Source organism: Flavobacterium sp. UBA7682 (assembly GCF_002482945.1).
GTDB lineage: Bacteria > Bacteroidota > Bacteroidia > Flavobacteriales > Flavobacteriaceae > Flavobacterium.
The window spans coordinates 157,942-175,914 of the sequence record NZ_DLGY01000026.1 but is presented as its reverse complement, the minus strand read 5'-3'; the positions used below and the strand labels follow the sequence as shown (position 1 = coordinate 175,914).

Below are 17,973 nucleotides of genomic sequence, written 5' to 3'. Positions count from 1 at the left end.
CAGATAAAAAATTATTCGAATCCGAGTTTCACTCTTACTTTTTGCAAAACACCGTCAGCGATAGTTCCGGCTTTGGCAGCACCCAATTTTAAAAGCGCATCAACTTCTTCTTGATGACTCATGTAGTAGTTGTACTTTTCTCTTTCGGTTTTGAATCTTTCACAAATCAATTCAAATAAGGCTTGTTTGGCATGACCATAACCAAAATCTCTATTGACATTGGTATACTTGATTTTCATTTCAGCAATCTGTTCCGCATTGGCGACTAATTTATAAATCCCGAATATTTTACAAGTTTCCGGATTTTTAGGTTCTTCCAAAGGCGTGCTGTCAGTTTCGATGCTCATAATTTGTTTGCGCAACGCTTTATCATCCAAGAAAATATTGATGAGATTACCGCGAGATTTACTCATTTTATGACCATCTGTTCCCGGAACATACATGGTTTCTTCTTGTACTTTTCCTTCGGGAATTACAAAAGTTTCACCCATTTGGTGATTGAAACGAGAAGCCACATCGCGAGTGATTTCGATGTGCTGCATTTGGTCTTTTCCTACCGGAACAAAATTGGCATCATACAATAAAATATCTGCCGCCATCAACATCGGATACGAAAACAAACCCGCATTGACATCTTCCAATCGATCGGCTTTGTCTTTGAAAGAATGGGCTAAAGTCAAACGTTGAAACGGGAAAAAGCAACTCAAATACCATGATAATTCGGCTGTTTGCGGCACGTCGCTTTGGCGATAAAAAATCACTTTATTGACATCCAATCCGCAAGCCAACCAAACTGAGGCTGTACTGTAGGTGTTTTGGCGAAGTTCATCGCCGTTTTTAATTTGGGTAACAGAATGTAAATCAGCAATGAAGAGAAACGATTCGTTGCTTGGATTTTTTGACAGTTCAATCGCAGGTAAAATCGCACCCAATAAGTTTCCTAAATGTGGTGTTCCTGTACTTTGAATTCCGGTTAATATTTTTGACATTATTTTAAATTTACCGCAAAGTTCGCAAAGTTTTTCGCAAAGTTCACTAAGTTCTTATAAGTTATTTACAATTCTTCTTATGCCACTTTTCAGCAAAACTTCATTAAAATTTATTAACAGACCAAGCTTGTAATTGCCAAGTTTTAAATAAGTTAAGGTTTTCGCCAAATGAATATCATTCAATGAATCGACACTTTTTATTTCTATAACTAGTTTGTTTTCCACTAATAAATCTATTCTGTAACCACAATCAAGTTTAACTTCTTCAAAAATTAAAGGCATTGATTTTTCTTTTTCTACTTTCAAACCATGTTTATTTATCATATAAAACAATCATTCTTTATAAGCACTTTCAAGTAATCCAGGACCAAGACTTTATGAACCTCAATGGCTAAACCAATAATTTTAGTAGAAATTTCATTTTCGGTCATAAACTCTTTTTTACTTTGCGTTTAATCTTTGTGAACTCTGCGGTTAATAAACAAAGTTAGTACATAGATTTAAAAATTGCATACCTTTCATTACATTTGACGACATGAGAGCATTGAAAATTGTTTTTTGGACGCTTTATCGCATTTGGTTCTACGTTTTGATGGCGATTCCTATCATCATCATGTTTCCGTTTCTTTTTATTTCTATCCTTTCGGAGAAATGGTATCCTTATTTTTTCGTGATGGCTAGAATTTGGGCCAAATTCATTCTCTTCGGAATGGGTTATCGCGTAAGAGTTGAGTTTGAAGAAAAACCGCAAGTAGGCAAAAGTTATATGTTTGTGGCCAATCATACGTCGATGACCGATATTATGTTGATGCTTTCAATTGTGAAAAATCCTTTTGTTTTTGTCGGCAAAAAAGAGCTGTCAAAGATTCCATTATTTGGATTTTTCTACAAACGTACCTGTATTTTAGTAGACAGAAGTAGTTCTAAAAGTAGAATGGCCGTTTTTGAACGCGCTCAAAATAGACTAAAACAAGGTGTCAGCATTTGTATTTTCCCTGAAGGTGGCGTTCCGGATGAAAGTATAATTTTAGATGAATTTAAAGATGGTGCTTTTCGCTTAGCGATTGAACATGCAATTCCAATTGTACCGATGACTTTTTATGACAACAAAAGACTTTTTTCGTATACTTTTTTTAGCGGAAGTCCCGGATTGATGAGAGCCAAAGTACATCGTTTTTTTGAAACTAAAAATCAAGGGCAAGATCTTAAAAAGACTTTAAAAGGCAATGTTAGAGAATTGATTTTAAAAGATTTGCAAGACGATTTAAAATAAAAAGAGTTCCTAACTGAGGAACTCTTTTCAGTTATTACTCGAAAGCAATAACACCACTTAACTAATTTTAAACAATCACAAACTAGAATTTATAGCTGATGCCGCTGTAGATTCCAAACAAATAAGGTTTGAAGTTACCGGCATCTGAACTGAATGTGTTTAATTGGTATTTGAACGTTGGCTCTATATTGAATTCAAAAGACTTCATAAAACCATATTTTAATCCGATACCAAAATTGGTACTGAAATGAATATTATTCAAATTGTTGGCTTCTCCTAAAAAGGTACTCCGATTATCAGAGATTACACTCACAGAGTTGTCTTGAAGGAAAAGCGTACTAAAACCACCGATGATTTTGATGCCAAATTTTTTATCGAGCAACGCATAAGTCATTTCTACAGGCATTTCTAAATAACCCATTTCTTGGTTGATATAACCTTTGTTTTTTTGTACAAAAGACTCTTCAAAAGGTAAAAATGAAGTCTCAGATGTGACGCCAGTAGGAGAATTTATTAAATCATCTTGTACTTGTATCATTGAGCCTGAAGCGGTAGGATTGATGTTTTTTAAGGATCTAGATTCCATTCCGGCAAAATAAACAATATCATTAGTGTTGTAACTCATATTGAATTTGTTCAATCCGGTTCTAACAGTAAGTTTTTTACTGACCGCATAACTTACACCAATACCATAACCAACTCCTGTATTATATGATTTTGAATTGTTTATGAGCGTTGAATCAATTGGCGAACCATTAGAGGTTGAGCCTAAGAAAATAGGGGCGACATTTGAGGTGAGTTGCCACCTATTTAGCTTAGATTCTTGTTTTAATTTTTCTTCTTTTTTATTTAGCAATTCTTCCAACTCATTTTTGGCAATACTTTTATTGGTGGTAGTATCGTTAATTTTGTTTTCGATTTCCTTGGTTGCAATTTTTGAATTATTGTTTCCTTTTAGACCATCAAGATTGAGGTCTTTATTGATTAATAGAGGATTGATAGTATTGGATTGGTTGTTATCATTTTTGTCGGTTTGAACAAGCGGATTGGTTTCATTCAGTTCGCCTTTGGCTCGAATGTCATTAATAGATTGGTTGTTTTTTTCTTTATTGACAACTAATTGAATCTCTTCTTTGTTTAATGTTTCGTTCACCGAAGTTTTATTTTTCCCCAAATTCAATTTATTTTTCGAAGAACTGTTTTTGTTTGATTTACCGTGGGCAATGGTTGCTTTCGAATCATTAACCATTGGAGAAGGAATCAATTTTCCTGACGATTTTTGTTCGTTTGAAGTTTTGTCGACTATAACGTCATCAGAAGTATTGTCTGATTTTGGGGTAATATTCTTTGTTGTTCCGCTATTTTCTGAAACTGCTTCAGCTGTATTGGTATTCAGTTTTGGATTGACTCCATTTGTTCCCTCTTTTTCTAAAATACCATCAGTTGCTTTTCCTTTGTTTTGATTTGAATTATCCTCAACTACAATTGGATTACTTGGCGCAATGTCATCATTTAAAACTTGGTTGCCAATCAAGATTCCAATCAGAAATACAGCCGCAACGCCTGAGAATTTCCACCAAAACGGAATCACTCTTTTACGCTTTTTTTCGTCGAGCTTTGCTTCAATATTGTTCCAAAAATCATTAGCCGGATTGGCTTCGAAATCTCTGAACTTTTCTTGAAAAAGTCTGTCTATGTTCTTTTTATTACTCATTTTGCAGAAGGAAACTTTTTAGTTTCTTCATTTTTGTATTGTTCTATTTTTTCTTTTAAAATCATACGGGCTCTGGCCAAATTTGATTTTGAGGTGCCAATATTAATGGTCAACATTTCAGCAATTTCAGCATGCGAAAAGTCATCAATTACATAAAGGTTGAAAACCAATCGATACCTGTCGGGCAATTCCTGAATGATTTTCAGCAAATAATCCATTGAAATACTGTCGTCTTCGATTTCAATTTCTTGTTCATCAGCCACATCTTCATTGACTAAACTCAAAAAAGTCTGATTCCGATATTGTTGTAAAACATTGTTAATCATAACTCTTTTTAACCAACCATCGAAAGAACCTTTAAATGAAAATTGTTCAATTTTTTTAAAGATGAGAATAAACCCATCTTGTAAATTGTCTTGTGCCTCAGCATAATTGCGCGAATATTTCAAGCATACAGCAAACAGTTTTGGTGAATAAATTCGGTATAACTGTTCTTGTGCTTTCCTATTGTCATTTTTGCAATCATTTATGAGTTGTTTTAAATCCAATTTTCAAAAATTGATTGTTTAATAGTTTAGTTAACCACCGGAATTTCATATTCTAAAAATATATTATTTCCTTGATCATCTTGTCCTTGATAAAATTTAAAAAGATAAGACCCATTACTGGTTACTAAAAAGTTAAAGTGACATTCAACTAGATTGTCCTCAGTAAGCTCTTGGCAATCGTTTTCTTGTCTTACAGCACTTTCAATGGCGATGGTTCTTACATTTAAATTCTTGTCATAATAAATGGTGTTGAAGGTATGACAGGATGTCGGCCTTCTGTAATACATTCTAATTTCATAGGTTGCGCCTAGGGTAAACTCCGTCGGAATCTCAACACTCTCAACGGGCAATAATTCAAATAAATAATCCGTTTGATCTTCAGGAACACAAGAATTGAATAAAAAAATTAAAGCTATAAGAGAAACTATTTTTTTCATAATGGTAAATGATTTTTTGTGTTAGATGGAAATGTTCACAAATGGTTGCGTTAAATTAATAAAAAAAAACGTCCCGTTTTTCAACGAGACGAGTTTAAATTTTTAAGCATTATTTTCTTTGATGAGGTCTTTAATTTTTTGTTCTAATTCATCGGCTAATTCAGGATTATCCTTAATTAAAACCTTGACAGCATCTCGACCTTGCCCAAGTTTAGTGTCGCCATAACTGAACCAAGAGCCTGCTTTTTTAATCACTTCGAATTCAACGGCTAAATCCAAAATCTCTCCTGTTTTTGAAACACCTTCGCCATACATGATGTCAAATTCGGCTGTTTTAAATGGCGGAGCCACTTTGTTTTTTACCACTTTTACTTTGGTTCTGTTACCAATTACGTTTTCACCGTCTTTAATTTGTGACGAACGACGAATGTCTAAACGAACCGAAGCATAGAACTTCAATGCATTTCCACCGGTCGTTGTTTCGGGATTTCCAAACATTACGCCGATTTTCTCTCTCAACTGGTTAATGAAGAAAACGGTACAATTGGTTTTGCTGATGGTTCCGGTTAATTTTCTTAAAGCTTGTGACATTAAACGAGCATGTAATCCCATTTTAGAATCACCCATTTCGCCTTCGATTTCGCTTTTTGGTGTCAAAGCAGCAACAGAGTCAATAACCACAATATCAATCGCCCCTGAACGGATTAAGTTTTCAGCAATTTCCAAAGCTTGTTCTCCGTTATCCGGTTGGGAAATAATTAAGTTTTCGATATCTACGCCTAATTTCTGGGCATAATTTCTATCAAAAGCGTGCTCTGCATCAATGAAAGCTGCAATTCCACCGGCTTTTTGGGCTTCAGCAATAGCATGTAAGGTTAAAGTAGTTTTACCCGAAGATTCCGGGCCATATATTTCTATAACTCTTCCTCTTGGATAGCCGTTTACGCCCAAAGCTAAATCCAAACCAAGCGAACCCGAAGGAATAACTTCTACTTCTTCAACGGCTTTATCGCCCATCTTCATCACGGTTCCTTTGCCGTAGGCTTTGTCTAATTTATCTAGTGTTAGTTGTAATGCTTTTAATTTGGCTTCTTTTTCTGAACTCATTTTTTAAAAATTTAGTGGCATAAAAATAATGCTTTTTTTGATGTCCTAAGAGACTAACTAGAGGAGTTTTGAACAAATTGTTTAAACTTTTAAAGTAGCCACACTTATTTTTTTAAAGATAAAAGATTTTGGTTTTACAGTGATATACTAAAAGTGTATATTTTGTTAAATTTTTAAACTCTTTTTTCTCTTCACTTTATTCTTCATCCCTTGATTTTTCCTTACTTTTGTGTCCAATTTTTAAGTCATGGAAAAACTTATATCCTATCCAATTTCAGTAATTTATTATTTGTGTTTCGGATTGACATTGGTCATTTTTCACCCAATTCAGTGGGTTTGTGTTAATGTTTTTGGCTACCAAGCCCATAAAAAAAGTGTCGATTACTTGAATTTTTTTCTAACCAAATGCACTAATATTTTAGGAACGACTTACACTTTTGAGAACCGAGATATCATCCCCAAAGATGCGCCAATTATCTTTGTAGCCAACCACCAAAGTTTATACGATATCGTCGGAATCATTTGGTATTTAAGACGATTCCACGCCAAGTTTGTTAGCAAAAAAGAATTAGGAAAAGGCATTCCTAGTGTTTCCTATAATTTAAGGAATGGCGGTTCTATTTTGATTGACAGAAAAGACCCTAAACAAGCCATTCCGCTAATCAAAGGTTTGTCTGAATACATCGAAAAACACAAACGTTCCGCAGTAATTTTTCCCGAAGGCACGCGAAGTAAAAACGGTAAACCTAAAGAATTTGCCCAAAGTGGTTTAAAAATCCTATGTAAATATGCTCCTTCTGCTTATGTTGTGCCAATTACCATTAATAATTCGTGGAAAATGGTTAAATTTGGTGCTTTCCCGATGGGCTTAGGCAATCGTTTGCAATTTATCATTCACGAACCAATAGCTGTAAAAGATTATTCCTTTGAAGAATTAATGGCGAAAACAGAACAAGCGATAGTAGAATCTATAAAAAAATAAAAAATGCCTCAAAAAAATGTTAGACTTGAAGTCATGCAATTTCTGGAAAAAGACGTCGACAAATTTGTTGATGAGTTTCTGATTCCGGTAGAAAAAATATGGCAACCTTCAGACTTACTTCCCAATTCCGAAAGTGAAAATTTCTTTGAAGAAGTAAAAGAATTAAGAGAAATTGCCAAAGATTTACCCTATGATTTTTGGGTAGTGTTGGTTGGTGATACCATTACAGAAGAAGCTTTGCCAACTTACGAAGCTTGGTTGATGGATGTTGAAGGCATTGATAATGTGGAAAGAAATGGCTGGGCAAAATGGGTTCGCCAATGGACCGGTGAAGAAAACCGCCATGGTGATTTATTGAACAAATACCTATATTTATCCGGTCGTGTGAACATGCGCGAAGTGGAAATGACAACACAACATTTAATCAATGACGGATTTGATATTGGAACCGGTCGCGATCCTTATAAAAATTTTGTGTACACTAGTTTTCAAGAATTGGCCACTTATATTTCACACAACAGAGTTTCGCAAATTGCCAAACAGTATGGCGACAAGAAATTGTCAAAATTGTGTAAAATGATCGCCGGAGACGAAATGCGTCACCATCATGCCTATAGTGAATTTGTGAACCAAATTTTCAAAGTTGACCCAAGCGAAATGATGTTGTCGTTTCAATACATGATGAAACAAAAAATCGTGATGCCTGCGGTTTTCTTGAGAGAATCAGGAGAAAAAATAAGCACTGCTTTTGAAGAATTTTCTAACTCAGCACAAAAATTAGGTGTTTATACTGCTACGGATTATGTAGACATTTTGAAGAAATTGACTGAAAAATGGGAGATTGATAAAATAACTAATCTTACAGCGGAAGCCGAAAAAGCTAGAGATTATTTGATGAGATTACCTGAAAGAATGGCAAAAATTTCTGAAAGAATGGTCTTGCCAGAAGAAACTAAAACATTCAAATGGGTTGAACCTGCTTTGATTCGATAAATAGACTTTTAAATCCTTTCCAACGAAAGGATTTTTTTAAACCCAACAGATGTCAGTAATTGATAAAACCATACTTTTTGTAAAAGAGAAACTCGAAAACGCTGAAGGCGGACACGATTGGTTTCATATTGAACGCGTATACAAAAATGCCATTTTGATGGCGAAGGATGAAGATTGTGATTTAACGGTTGTTAAACTTGGCGCATTGCTTCATGATATTGCCGACAGTAAATTCCACGATGGCGATGAAACAATCGGGCCTAAAACGGCTCGTGCTTTTTTAGAAGTCGAAAAGGTGGATGAAGCCACAATTGTGCATGTGATTAATATTATCGAAAATATCTCGTTTAAAGGCGGCAATTTTGAAAAGAAATTTAGTTCAATTGAACTCGAAATAGTTCAAGATGCAGACAGATTAGACGCAATCGGGGCAATCGGGATTGCAAGATGTTTTAATTATGGCGGATTCAAAAACAGAGCGCTTTACAATCCGGCGATTGCTCCCAAATTAAACATGAGCAAAGAAGAATATAAGAATTCAGAATCGCCAACGCTGAATCATTTCTACGAAAAATTATTGTTGCTAAAAGACAAAATGAACACCGAAACCGGCAAAAAAATCGCATTGGAACGCCATAAATACATGGAAAACTTCCTGTCGCAGTTTTATGCGGAATGGGAAGGCGAGAAGTAGTATGCAGTGTTCAGTTGTTAGTAAGCAGAAGAACTGAACACTAATTGCTGAACAATGAACACTAAAAATTATTTCCCTGTAAAACTGGCTTTCCTTTTTTCCAAAAATGCCGTTGTTCCTTCTTTAAAATCTTCTGTTCCAAAACATTTTCCAAAGTTTCTGATTTCCACATCAAAACCGTCAACATCGTGTTTGTAATTGGCATTGATTGCTTTTATCGCTTTTCCGATAGCGTTTGGAGAATTGCGCATGATTTTCGAAGCAATGTTTTGGGTAAATTCTAATAGTTCGGCTTGAGGCACTACGTGATTGACCAAGCCATAAGACTTAGCCGTTTCTGCATCAATCATTCCTGCAGTCATTATCATTTCCATGGCGCGTCCTTTTCCGACTAATTGTGGCAAACGCTGTGTTCCGCCATAACCCGGAATAACACCTAAAGAAGTTTCAGGCAATCCCATTTTAGCATTATCGGAAGCAATTCGGAAATGACAAGCCATTGCCAATTCTAAGCCGCCGCCAAGCGCAAAGCCATTCACAGCTGCAATAACCGGAGTTCTCAATTTTTCTACAAAATCAAATAATAATTCTTGTCCTTGAGCCGCTAATTGTGCGCCTTCTTCAATAGAAAAACTAGCAAATTCCGAGATGTCAGCGCCGGCTACAAAAGCTTTTTCGCCTTCGCCAGTGATGATAATTACTCGAACATCAGTATTGTTTTCTAGGCTTTCAAAAGCATCGTGTAATTCCTGAATAGTTGCTTTGTTCAAAGCATTTAATTTTGCCGGACGATTAATAGTAATTTGTCCGATGCCGTTGTCAATAGCAACAAGTATGTTTTCGAAGTTCATAGTTTATAGTTTTAAGTAAAAACAATTTGTGGTAATTTGTGAAATCTGTGTTTATTTAACAATAGGAAGCGACACAATAAACGTTGAGCCTTTTCCAAGTTCGGTTTCAAATGTAATAGTTCCTTTGTAATTTTCTATAATGTTTTTGATAATTCCCAATCCCAATCCCATACCGCTGGTTTTGGTGGTGAATTTTGGTTCGAAAATATAATCGATGTTTTCTGAACTAATTCCGATTCCATTGTCTTTAACCGAAATAATGACATTGTCTTTCACTTCATTTACCGAAACCAAAACCTGCTTTTCTTCTTGATCTTCCGGAATGGATTGCGTGGCATTTTTAACTAAATTGGTAATGATTCTAATCAATTGTGTTCGGTCCAGTTTCGATATAATTTCTTCTTTATCACTTTCAAAAACGATATAATCTTCATTAAAAATATCCAAAGCCAATTCAACCACATCAACCACATTCAGATTTTCATTCTGCTGCGCCGGCATCGAAGCAAAGTTAGAAAACGCCGATGCGACTGAACTCATCGTGTCAATTTGCTGAATCATGGTTTTAGAATAATCATTCAGTTTTTGCTTCAAATCAGGATCATTTGGGTCAAATTTTCTTTCGAAACTTTGCACCGTTAAACGCATTGGTGTCAACGGATTTTTGATTTCGTGGGCGACTTGCTTTGCCATTTCACGCCAAGCTTGTTCACGTTCGCTTTGGGCCAACATGGAGGCACTTTCTTCCAGTTTGTCTACCATTTGGTTATAAGCATTGATCAAAGAGTTGATTTCTTTACTATTGGCTTCAATGACAATTTTTTCGTTTTTTTGGTTCAGACTGGTTTCGTTGATTTTATCCGAAATGGTTTTCAGCGATTTGGTGATATAACTGGATAGAAAATAGGCCAAAGCGAAAGCAATAACCAACATAAAAGAATATACCTGACTCAAGCGGAGTAAAAATTCACGCAGTTCAGTCTCATAAAAACCATCGTCTTCAACATAAGGAAGATTTAGAATGCCCAAGGGTTTAAATTTGTCATCTTTGATTTGGCTATAAGAGGAACGGTTTTTTACACCGTCAATATTTTTAATGTCAACATATCTTTTGTCAACAGAAGATTGAACGAGTTTCAGGATATAGTTAGGAATTGGCGGCGCCACTTTATCCACGGAAAAGGTTGACTTAGAAGATTTGACCAATTTTCCTTCTAAAGAATAAATATTGATTTCAAGGTTGTGAATGTCTGACAGTTCGTGTATTTTATCCTTAAAAATCAATCGAAGATTTTCAGGTGTCAGCGGATACGTTGTCGTGGAAAGCACATAGTTGATGTGCTCTTTGATGGCAAATTCTTTTCTGTCTAACCGTTCTTGATGGTAATCTTTGGCTTCATTCTTAAACTGAATAATCGAAATAGAAGCCATCAAAATCGAGGCAATTAATATCAATATAATCATCGACAGGAAAATCCTGATGCGAAGCGAAAGCATTGACATTTTGAAGCCGTTTATCATTTTTATAGGCATTAGGCATTAGGCATTAGTTACTATTACCTAGTGGCTTTTACCTTATTATTTTTTCTCCCGAATTCGTTTGTAAAATTTAAAACCAAGCATAATCAAAATCGAAAACAAAACAATTCCGACCACGCCATAAATCCAGTTGAAAGCATTTTTTAAAATTACTAAAAAAACGACAGAAAATAGGATAATCGTGGCGCCTTCATTCCACAGTCGCATAAAGTTAGAGCTGTATTTGAATTCGTCATTTTGCAACTGATTGTAAATTTGATGGCATTTGAAATGATAAGCAAATAATAAAACTACAAAACCTAATTTCACTTGCATCCAAGGCATATGAATCCATGCGGGCATCAAATGTAACAACCACAAAGCGAATATTGTTGCCAAAACCGCACTAGGCCAAGTGATGATATACCAAAGACGGTAAGTCATAATTTTGTATTGCTTTTGCAAAATTTCTTTCTCAGGCGAAGGTTTGTCGTTGGCTTCAATTTGGTACACAAACAAGCGAACAATATAAAACAAACCCGCAAACCAAGTGATGACAAAGATGAGATGCAAAGATTTTATGTAGTTGTAGAGTTCCATTCGTTTAATTTATAAACCGCAGATTCGCAGATTAAAATAAAATTTGCGAATCTGCGGTTAATTTTAATTTATTTACTCCAATCTTTTACCCAATTGGCCACCACTTGACACCATTCGTCTTCGTCGTTCAAACAAGGCACCGCAAAGAATTCTTCGCCACCGTGTTCTTTGAAATCTTCATTGGCACGCATGGCAATTTCTTCTAAAGTTTCCAAACAATCGCTAACGAATGCCGGCGTAACTACGGCTAATTTTTTAATGCCTTTTTCGGGCATTTTATTGATTTCAACATCGGTGTAAGGTGTCAACCATTTGTCACCGGCTAAGCGAGATTGGAAAGTCTGACTGTATTTGCCTTCCGGAATTCCTAGTAATTCAACCACTTGTCTTGTCGTTTCATAACATTGGTGTCGATAGCAAAATTCATGTGCCGGCGAAGCGGTTACACAACATTTACCATCAATAGTACAATGTGATTTGGTTATATCGGTTTTGCGAATATGACGTTTCGGAATGCCGTGATAGGAAAACAATAAATGATCGTATTCAAATCCGGCTAAGTGTTTTTTAATCGAATGGGCTAAGGTTTTGATAAAATCAGGTTTGTTGTAAAAAGCCGGAACTTTGGAAATCGTCATTTCAGGGAAATGTTTCTGTTGCAATTCATCGGCTAAAGCCCAAATTGTGGTCGTAGAAGCCATCGCATATTGCGGATACAAAGCCAACAACATCACTTCGGTTACACCTTTGTCTTTCAATTCCTGTAATCCTTTTTGCATCGTCATCGTTCCGTAACGCATCGCTAAGGCCACCGGTACATCAACCAATTTCTCCACTTTTTGGTGCATTTTCTTCGAGAAAACAATTAGCGGCGAACCTTCATCCGTCCATATTTGACTGTAAGCCTCGGCTGATTTTTTTGGGCGTGTTTGTAAAATAATCCCGCGTACTAAAAGTGCTCTTAATAAAAATGGAACGTCGATCACGTATTTATCCATTAAAAATTCATCTAAATACGGTTTTACATCTTTGGCAGTTGGACTTTCGGGCGAACCGAGATTGACTAATAATACTCCTTTCATTTTGGCAATTTTAATTTTGTTAAAAGTAATGAAACTTCTTTTTTGACTTTAGTTTAAACAGTTTTTTTGCTAATGGTTTGATATACGAAATCAATTGGATTAGGTATTGGCATTCAGACTCATTAAATATTTTTTGGGTGTCGTGGCAAATTTCTTTTTGAACGCTGCAATAAAATGACTTCCGGTGCTGTAGCCGATTTTGAGCCCAACTTCATTCACATTATATGAACCGGAATCCAATAATTGTCGGGCGTAATCCATTTTATAATCGAATAAAAAACCATAAACCGTGTCGCCGTAAATTTGCTTGAACCCCATTTTTAATTTTTTCAAACTCAATCCAACTTGCTCCGAAAGCTCTTCTAATCCTGGCGGTTCAGCCATATTGGCAATCATGATTTCTTTGGCTTTTTTGATTTTCATGACATTGTCTTCGTCAATTAGGAATGGACATTGTTCAGCATTCGGGTCTTCGTTTCTATTGAAATACAAACTCAACAATTCATAACCTTTCCCTTTATAATATAGATTTTTGATGGAAGGATTGAGTGAGTAATGAAACATTTGACTCAAAACAATCGCCATTGACGGACTAATATTTTCTTCTTGGTAATATTTTTTATCGTTGTTCTCCGGACTCAAGAACGGAATATGGTCAGACTGATTGGTGAACAAAGAATGAAACTTTTGGATGGAAATAATCACCGAAATCACCCAAGAATTTGGAGCCAATTCTAAATCTAAAGGCAGTTCTTTTTGTGGATTGTAGAACAACAATGACTTTTCTTCTTTTAAATCTAACGCATAATTTCCCTGATTGAAGACAAATTTTGCTTTGCCTTTAATGCCGAAGTGAAATTGTATAAGTCCTTGACTGATATGTCTTTTTACATGAAAATTGTCATTTCCATCGTTTTGAAAACGAATTAAAGTAAAATCATTTTCAATAGTTATAACTTCTTGAGAACCCATAGCGATATTTTTTCGTATATGATTTCGAAAGCAAGTGAAATTCTTATTTAGAATGAATCTACATAAAGAATTTGCGAAGACTTGATTTCATTGCAAATTTATAATAAATAACGCTAAAAAGATATTTAGCAATCAAAATATCTCACAGCGACACAAAAAGTCCCTACAGCGTTACTTTTATAAATTGTATAGTAATATTTTTGTTGAACTTTTTAAGGAAAGTAGTCTATGGAAAATTTTAATATGTCGAAACATACCTCTTTTTACGCCGTTGGATTAAGTTATAAAAAAGCAGATGCTGAAATCAGAGGAAAGTTCAGTTTGGATGCCAAAGCAAAATCAACTTTATTGATGCAAGCCGAAGCAGAAGGAATCGAGGCCTTAATCGTTACATCAACCTGTAACCGAACTGAAATATACGGTTTTGCTAATCATCCTTACGAGTTAATCAAATTGCTTTGCGAAAACAGCCAAGGTTCTGTACAAGAGTTTCAAGAAGTGGCTTACATTTATAAAAATCAAGAAGCAATTAACCACATGTTTCGCGTTGGAACCGGTTTAGACAGTCAAATCTTAGGTGATTTTGAAATCATCAGCCAGATGAAGATTGCTTTTGTTGAGAGTAAATCAAATGGTTTGGTGAATTCGTTCTTAGAAAGATTAGTGAATTCCGTTATTCAAGCCAGCAAAAAAATCAAAACCGATACCAATATTTCTACCGGAGCCACTTCAGTTTCATTTGCTTCAGTACAATACATTATCAAAAATGTTGAAGATATTGCCAATAAAAATATTCTGCTTTTTGGAACGGGAAAAATAGGCAGAAACACTTGCGAAAATTTGGTTAAACATACCAAGCATGAGCAAATCACGTTAATCAATCGTACCAAAGACAAAGCCGAAAAATTAGGTCAAAAGTTAGATCTAGTCGTTAAAGACTATGCTGATTTACAATTGGAACTGCAAAAAGCTGACGTTGTAGTTGTAGCGACCGGTGCTCAAAATCCAACGATTGATAAAGCCATTTTAAATTTGAAAAAACCGTTGTTGATTTTAGATTTATCGATTCCGAAAAATGTAAACGAAAATGTACAGGAAATAGAAGGTGTGACTTTAATTCATTTAGACCATCTTTCTCAAATTACGGATGAGACTTTAGAAAACAGAAAATTGCACATTCCGGCAGCGGAAGCGATTATTGAAGAAATCAAAGAAGAGTTTATGGCTTGGGCCAAAAACCGAAAGTTTGCACCAACTATTCAAGCGTTGAAAGAAAAACTCAATTCTATCAAAGATGGCGAATTGAATGTACAACGCAAAAAATTATCCAATTTTGATGAAGAGCAAGCCGAATTAATCAGCAATAGAATTATCCAAAAAATCACCAATCATTTTGTAAATCATCTGAAAGATGGCGATTCTATGGACGAAGGCATCGAATGGATTGAAAAAGTTTTCCAGTTAGACCAGGAAAAATCATTTTTTTAAAACCCTGCGTCTTCGCTCCCGAAGCTTCGGGATTGCGAGAAATATAAAAACCCATGCACAAAGTGACTGAAAAAACCATACGTATAGGAACTCGCGATAGCGAATTAGCCCTTTGGCAAGCGCATACGGTTCAAAAAAAGCTAAACGATTTAGGGTATAAAACCACTATTGTTGCCGTGAAATCTCAAGGCGATATTATTCTCGACAAACCTTTATACGAACTCGGAATCACGGGAATTTTCACCAAAACGTTAGACATAGCCATGATTAATGGCGAAGTTGATATTGCCGTACATTCTATGAAAGATGTGCCAACGGCTTTGCCAATCGGCATTGTTCAAGCAGCAGTTTTGGAAAGGGCGAATGTGTTAGATATTTTAGTGCACAAAGGCAATCTCGATTTTTTAAACACAAACGGAACTATTGCTACCGGAAGCTTACGCCGACAAGCGCAATGGCTGAATAAATACCCAAATCACACGGTTGCCGATTTACGCGGTAACGTAAATACACGCATGCAAAAGTTGCAAGACAACGATTGGAGCGGAGCTGTTTTTGCTGCGGCTGGTCTGGAAAGAATCAATTTAAAACCGGAAACTTTTATCGATTTAGATTGGATGATTCCGGCTCCGGCACAAGGAGCTATGGTAGTAGTAGCGATGGGTAATGACGATTATACAATCGATGCAATTTCGCAATTGAATGATATCGAAACCGAAATTTGCACCTATATAGAGAGACAATTTTTAAGAACATTGGAAGGCGGTTGTACGGCGCCAATAGGAGCTTTAGCCAAATACAATCAGAACGATGATACGATAGAATTTCATGGATGTCTTCTTTCTCTTGACGGAAAACAGAAGTTCGAAATCAAGAAAGCAGTAGATCTTTCGGAGTGGAAAAAAATAGGCTTTCATTCGGCACAAGAAATTCTTGAAAATGGGGGAAGTGAGTTGATGGTTGAAATCAAGAAACAACTTAAACCTAAATTGTAAAATGGAAAATCAAATTCGCATATTATCAACCAAAAAGCTTTCTGAAAATCAAAAGCAATTGTTGTTGAGTGCGAATTTTGCAGTCGAAGAAGCCGATTTTATCAATGTAGAAAGTAAATATTTTGATATCGAAAGTGTTAATGACTTTCTGATTTTCACCAGTCAAAATGCCGTTGAGAGTGTTTTAGAGAATAAAAAGATAAACGAAATAAAAACGCGAAAATGTTTCTGCGTAGGCGAAAAAACCAGAACGTTATTAGAACAAAATGACTTTGAAGTAATAGTAAGCTCGGATTACGCCTCGGAATTGGCTTCGATTATTTGTAACCAATATTTCAAAAGCAGTTTCACGTTCTTTTGCGGGAATTTGAGAAGAGATATTCTACCGGATTCACTTACATTAGCCGAAGTTATTTTTGAGGAGATTGAAGTTTACGAGACTGTTTTAACGCCTCACAAGGCAGATGATAATTTGAATGCAGTTTTGTTTTTTAGTCCATCAGGCATACAAAGTTTTTTGAAAACCAATGTCATTCGGGATGAAATATGTTTTTGTATAGGCAGTACGACAGCAAAGGCATTAAGAAATATTACGAAGAAAGCGGTTATTGCAAACCAACCCACAATAGAAAGTACCATTTTAAAAAGTATAGAATTTTTTAATAAAATATAGTTTAGCCTTGGCTAACACAAAACCAAAAATATGATTAAAAACGATTTATTCCTTCGCGCCTTAAACAATGAAACAGTAGAACGTCCACCGGTTTGGATGATGCGTCAAGCGGGAAGATATTTGCCTGAATTCAGAGCCTTACGCGATAAATATGATTTCTTCACCCGTTGTGAAACACCGGAATTAGCCGCAGAGATCACGGTTCAACCGATTAGAATTGTAAAGCCGGATGCGGCGATTTTGTTTTCGGATATTTTGGTAGTACCAAGAGCGATGGGTATACACGTTGAGTTGAAAGACAATTTGGGACCTATTATTCCGAACCCAATTCGTACGATGGAACAAGTCAATCAAGTCTTCGTTCCGGATGTTCACGAGACTTTAGGTTATGTTTTTGATGCCATTAAATTAACCAAAGAAATGCTAAACGATGAGGTGCCACTTATCGGTTTCGCCGGTTCGCCATGGACTATTTTTTGTTATGCAGTTGAAGGAAAAGGCTCTAAAAGTTTCGATACCGCCAAAGGATTTTGTTTCTCCAATCCGGTTGCGGCACATACTTTATTGAAAAAAATCACTGATACGACCATTTTATATTTAAAAGAAAAAGTAAAAGCAGGTTGTAACGCCATTCAGATTTTTGATTCTTGGGGCGGAATGTTATCACCGGTTGATTATCAAGAATTCTCGTGGCCTTACATCAACCAAATCGTAGAAGCATTGGCCGATGACACTAAAGTAATCGTATTCGGAAAAGGATGTTGGTTTGCACTTGGTGACATGGCCAAATCTAAAGCGTCAGCCCTTGGCGTAGATTGGACTTGCTCGGCCAGAAATGCTCGTTATTTATCAGGTGGAAAAATTACACTACAAGGAAACTTCGATCCTTCAAGATTATTGTCTCCAATTCCAACCATCAAAAAAATGGTGCACGAAATGATAAACGAATTCGGAAAAGACAGTTACATCGTAAACCTTGGTCACGGGATTTTACCCAATATTCCGGTAGATCATGCGAAAGCATTTATTGAAGCTGTGAAAGAATATAAATCATAGT

19 protein-coding genes are annotated in these 17,973 nt (G+C 35.8%); 8 read left to right on the top strand and 11 right to left on the bottom strand.

Going from position 1 to position 17,973, the window contains the following annotated elements; all coding sequences use genetic code 11:
• Positions 1 to 11: 11 nt before the first annotated feature.
• Together trpS and B3C16_RS07090 are read right to left on the bottom strand one after the other, a co-directional pair.
• Complete coding sequence (gene trpS / locus B3C16_RS07095) at positions 12 to 989, bottom strand: tryptophan--tRNA ligase (RefSeq protein ID WP_121312254.1); 978 nt, start codon at positions 987 to 989, stop codon at positions 12 to 14.
• 54 nt (positions 990 to 1,043) lie between these two features.
• Complete coding sequence (locus B3C16_RS07090; protein WP_349680453.1) at positions 1,044 to 1,295, bottom strand: GxxExxY protein; 252 nt, start codon at positions 1,293 to 1,295, stop codon at positions 1,044 to 1,046.
• Positions 1,296 to 1,524: 229 nt separating this feature from the next.
• Here B3C16_RS07090 and B3C16_RS07085 point away from each other — a divergent pair, with 229 nt between their 5' ends.
• Positions 1,525 to 2,262, top strand: coding sequence for a lysophospholipid acyltransferase family protein (locus B3C16_RS07085; RefSeq protein ID WP_291130296.1), 738 nt, complete (start codon positions 1,525 to 1,527; stop codon positions 2,260 to 2,262).
• An 82-nt stretch (positions 2,263 to 2,344) separates the two neighbouring features.
• On the opposite strand, the gene B3C16_RS07080 is transcribed toward B3C16_RS07085, so the two are convergent.
• From B3C16_RS07080 to recA, 4 genes are all read right to left on the bottom strand, one after another.
• Positions 2,345 to 3,976, bottom strand: coding sequence for a hypothetical protein (locus tag B3C16_RS07080; protein ID WP_291130293.1), 1,632 nt, complete (start codon positions 3,974 to 3,976; stop codon positions 2,345 to 2,347).
• Positions 3,973 to 4,524, bottom strand: a complete 552-nt coding sequence (locus B3C16_RS07075) for an RNA polymerase sigma factor (protein WP_291130291.1) — start codon at positions 4,522 to 4,524, stop codon at positions 3,973 to 3,975. Before B3C16_RS07075 ends, B3C16_RS07080 begins: the two co-directional genes overlap by 4 nt.
• 26 nt (positions 4,525 to 4,550) lie before the next feature.
• Positions 4,551 to 4,961, bottom strand: coding sequence for a hypothetical protein (locus B3C16_RS07070; RefSeq protein ID WP_291130288.1), 411 nt, complete (start codon positions 4,959 to 4,961; stop codon positions 4,551 to 4,553).
• A 102-nt stretch (positions 4,962 to 5,063) separates the two neighbouring features.
• On the bottom strand, positions 5,064 to 6,068 hold the full coding sequence (recA, locus tag B3C16_RS07065; protein WP_291130286.1) for a recombinase RecA: 1,005 nt from the start codon (positions 6,066 to 6,068) through the stop codon (positions 5,064 to 5,066).
• 247 nt (positions 6,069 to 6,315) lie between these two features.
• Here recA and B3C16_RS07060 point away from each other — a divergent pair, with 247 nt between their 5' ends.
• From B3C16_RS07060 to B3C16_RS07050, 3 genes are read left to right on the top strand one after another with little or no spacing between them, the layout of a single operon-like run.
• The gene (locus tag B3C16_RS07060) at positions 6,316 to 7,050 is read left to right on the top strand and encodes a lysophospholipid acyltransferase family protein (protein WP_291130283.1); all 735 of its coding nucleotides are present in this window, start codon (positions 6,316 to 6,318) and stop codon (positions 7,048 to 7,050) included.
• A 3-nt stretch (positions 7,051 to 7,053) separates the two neighbouring features.
• The gene (locus B3C16_RS07055; protein ID WP_121312262.1) at positions 7,054 to 8,043 is read left to right on the top strand and encodes an acyl-ACP desaturase; all 990 of its coding nucleotides are present in this window, start codon (positions 7,054 to 7,056) and stop codon (positions 8,041 to 8,043) included.
• A gap of 49 nt (positions 8,044 to 8,092) precedes the next feature.
• The gene (locus B3C16_RS07050; protein ID WP_121312263.1) at positions 8,093 to 8,737 is read left to right on the top strand and encodes an HD domain-containing protein; all 645 of its coding nucleotides are present in this window, start codon (positions 8,093 to 8,095) and stop codon (positions 8,735 to 8,737) included.
• A 68-nt stretch (positions 8,738 to 8,805) separates the two neighbouring features.
• Here the strand turns inward: B3C16_RS07050 and B3C16_RS07045 are convergent, their stop codons facing one another.
• The 5 genes from B3C16_RS07045 to B3C16_RS07025 all read right to left on the bottom strand — a co-directional run bounded on the left by B3C16_RS07045 (position 8,806) and on the right by B3C16_RS07025 (position 13,760).
• The gene (locus tag B3C16_RS07045; protein WP_121312264.1) at positions 8,806 to 9,588 is read right to left on the bottom strand and encodes an enoyl-CoA hydratase/isomerase family protein; all 783 of its coding nucleotides are present in this window, start codon (positions 9,586 to 9,588) and stop codon (positions 8,806 to 8,808) included.
• Positions 9,589 to 9,639: 51 nt separating this feature from the next.
• On the bottom strand, positions 9,640 to 11,109 hold the full coding sequence (locus tag B3C16_RS07040; RefSeq protein ID WP_233549715.1) for a sensor histidine kinase: 1,470 nt from the start codon (positions 11,107 to 11,109) through the stop codon (positions 9,640 to 9,642).
• Between the two features lie 57 nt (positions 11,110 to 11,166).
• Positions 11,167 to 11,706, bottom strand: coding sequence for a CopD family protein (locus B3C16_RS07035; protein WP_291130276.1), 540 nt, complete (start codon positions 11,704 to 11,706; stop codon positions 11,167 to 11,169).
• Positions 11,707 to 11,774: 68 nt separating this feature from the next.
• Positions 11,775 to 12,788 (bottom strand): ferrochelatase, encoded by a 1,014-nt coding sequence (gene hemH / locus B3C16_RS07030; RefSeq protein WP_291130274.1) that lies wholly within the window; start codon positions 12,786 to 12,788, stop codon positions 11,775 to 11,777.
• A gap of 99 nt (positions 12,789 to 12,887) precedes the next feature.
• On the bottom strand, positions 12,888 to 13,760 hold the full coding sequence (locus tag B3C16_RS07025; protein ID WP_121312268.1) for an AraC family transcriptional regulator: 873 nt from the start codon (positions 13,758 to 13,760) through the stop codon (positions 12,888 to 12,890).
• Positions 13,761 to 13,988: 228 nt separating this feature from the next.
• Between B3C16_RS07025 and hemA the strand changes: the two genes are divergently transcribed.
• From hemA to hemE, 4 genes are all read left to right on the top strand, one after another.
• The gene (hemA, locus tag B3C16_RS07020) at positions 13,989 to 15,248 is read left to right on the top strand and encodes a glutamyl-tRNA reductase (protein ID WP_121312269.1); all 1,260 of its coding nucleotides are present in this window, start codon (positions 13,989 to 13,991) and stop codon (positions 15,246 to 15,248) included.
• A gap of 62 nt (positions 15,249 to 15,310) precedes the next feature.
• Positions 15,311 to 16,243, top strand: a complete 933-nt coding sequence (gene hemC / locus B3C16_RS07015; protein WP_291130565.1) for a hydroxymethylbilane synthase — start codon at positions 15,311 to 15,313, stop codon at positions 16,241 to 16,243.
• Between the two features lies 1 nt (position 16,244).
• Entirely contained in the window at positions 16,245 to 16,916 is a 672-nt protein-coding gene (locus B3C16_RS07010) for a uroporphyrinogen-III synthase (protein WP_121312270.1), read from the top strand.
• 30 nt (positions 16,917 to 16,946) lie between these two features.
• Complete coding sequence (gene hemE, locus B3C16_RS07005) at positions 16,947 to 17,972, top strand: uroporphyrinogen decarboxylase (protein WP_291130268.1); 1,026 nt, start codon at positions 16,947 to 16,949, stop codon at positions 17,970 to 17,972.
• Position 17,973 lies beyond the last annotated feature (1 nt).

Excerpts from the sequence above, each read along its gene's own strand:
- trpS (WP_121312254.1), bottom strand. The coding sequence starts at position 989 with ATGTCAAAAATATTAACCGGAATTCAAAGTACAGGAACACCACATTTA.
- B3C16_RS07085 (WP_291130296.1), top strand. The coding sequence starts at position 1,525 with ATGAGAGCATTGAAAATTGTTTTTTGGACGCTTTATCGCATTTGGTTC.
- B3C16_RS07080 (WP_291130293.1), bottom strand. The coding sequence starts at position 3,976 with ATGAGTAATAAAAAGAACATAGACAGACTTTTTCAAGAAAAGTTCAGA.
- B3C16_RS07070 (WP_291130288.1), bottom strand. The coding sequence starts at position 4,961 with ATGAAAAAAATAGTTTCTCTTATAGCTTTAATTTTTTTATTCAATTCT.
- recA (WP_291130286.1), bottom strand. The coding sequence starts at position 6,068 with ATGAGTTCAGAAAAAGAAGCCAAATTAAAAGCATTACAACTAACACTA.
- B3C16_RS07060 (WP_291130283.1), top strand. The coding sequence starts at position 6,316 with ATGGAAAAACTTATATCCTATCCAATTTCAGTAATTTATTATTTGTGT.
- B3C16_RS07055 (WP_121312262.1), top strand. The coding sequence starts at position 7,054 with ATGCCTCAAAAAAATGTTAGACTTGAAGTCATGCAATTTCTGGAAAAA.
- B3C16_RS07050 (WP_121312263.1), top strand. The coding sequence starts at position 8,093 with ATGTCAGTAATTGATAAAACCATACTTTTTGTAAAAGAGAAACTCGAA.
- B3C16_RS07045 (WP_121312264.1), bottom strand. The coding sequence starts at position 9,588 with ATGAACTTCGAAAACATACTTGTTGCTATTGACAACGGCATCGGACAA.
- B3C16_RS07040 (WP_233549715.1), bottom strand. The coding sequence starts at position 11,109 with ATGATAAACGGCTTCAAAATGTCAATGCTTTCGCTTCGCATCAGGATT.
- B3C16_RS07035 (WP_291130276.1), bottom strand. The coding sequence starts at position 11,706 with ATGGAACTCTACAACTACATAAAATCTTTGCATCTCATCTTTGTCATC.
- hemH (WP_291130274.1), bottom strand. The coding sequence starts at position 12,788 with ATGAAAGGAGTATTATTAGTCAATCTCGGTTCGCCCGAAAGTCCAACT.
- B3C16_RS07025 (WP_121312268.1), bottom strand. The coding sequence starts at position 13,760 with ATGGGTTCTCAAGAAGTTATAACTATTGAAAATGATTTTACTTTAATT.
- hemA (WP_121312269.1), top strand. The coding sequence starts at position 13,989 with ATGGAAAATTTTAATATGTCGAAACATACCTCTTTTTACGCCGTTGGA.
- B3C16_RS07010 (WP_121312270.1), top strand. The coding sequence starts at position 16,245 with ATGGAAAATCAAATTCGCATATTATCAACCAAAAAGCTTTCTGAAAAT.
- hemE (WP_291130268.1), top strand. The coding sequence starts at position 16,947 with ATGATTAAAAACGATTTATTCCTTCGCGCCTTAAACAATGAAACAGTA.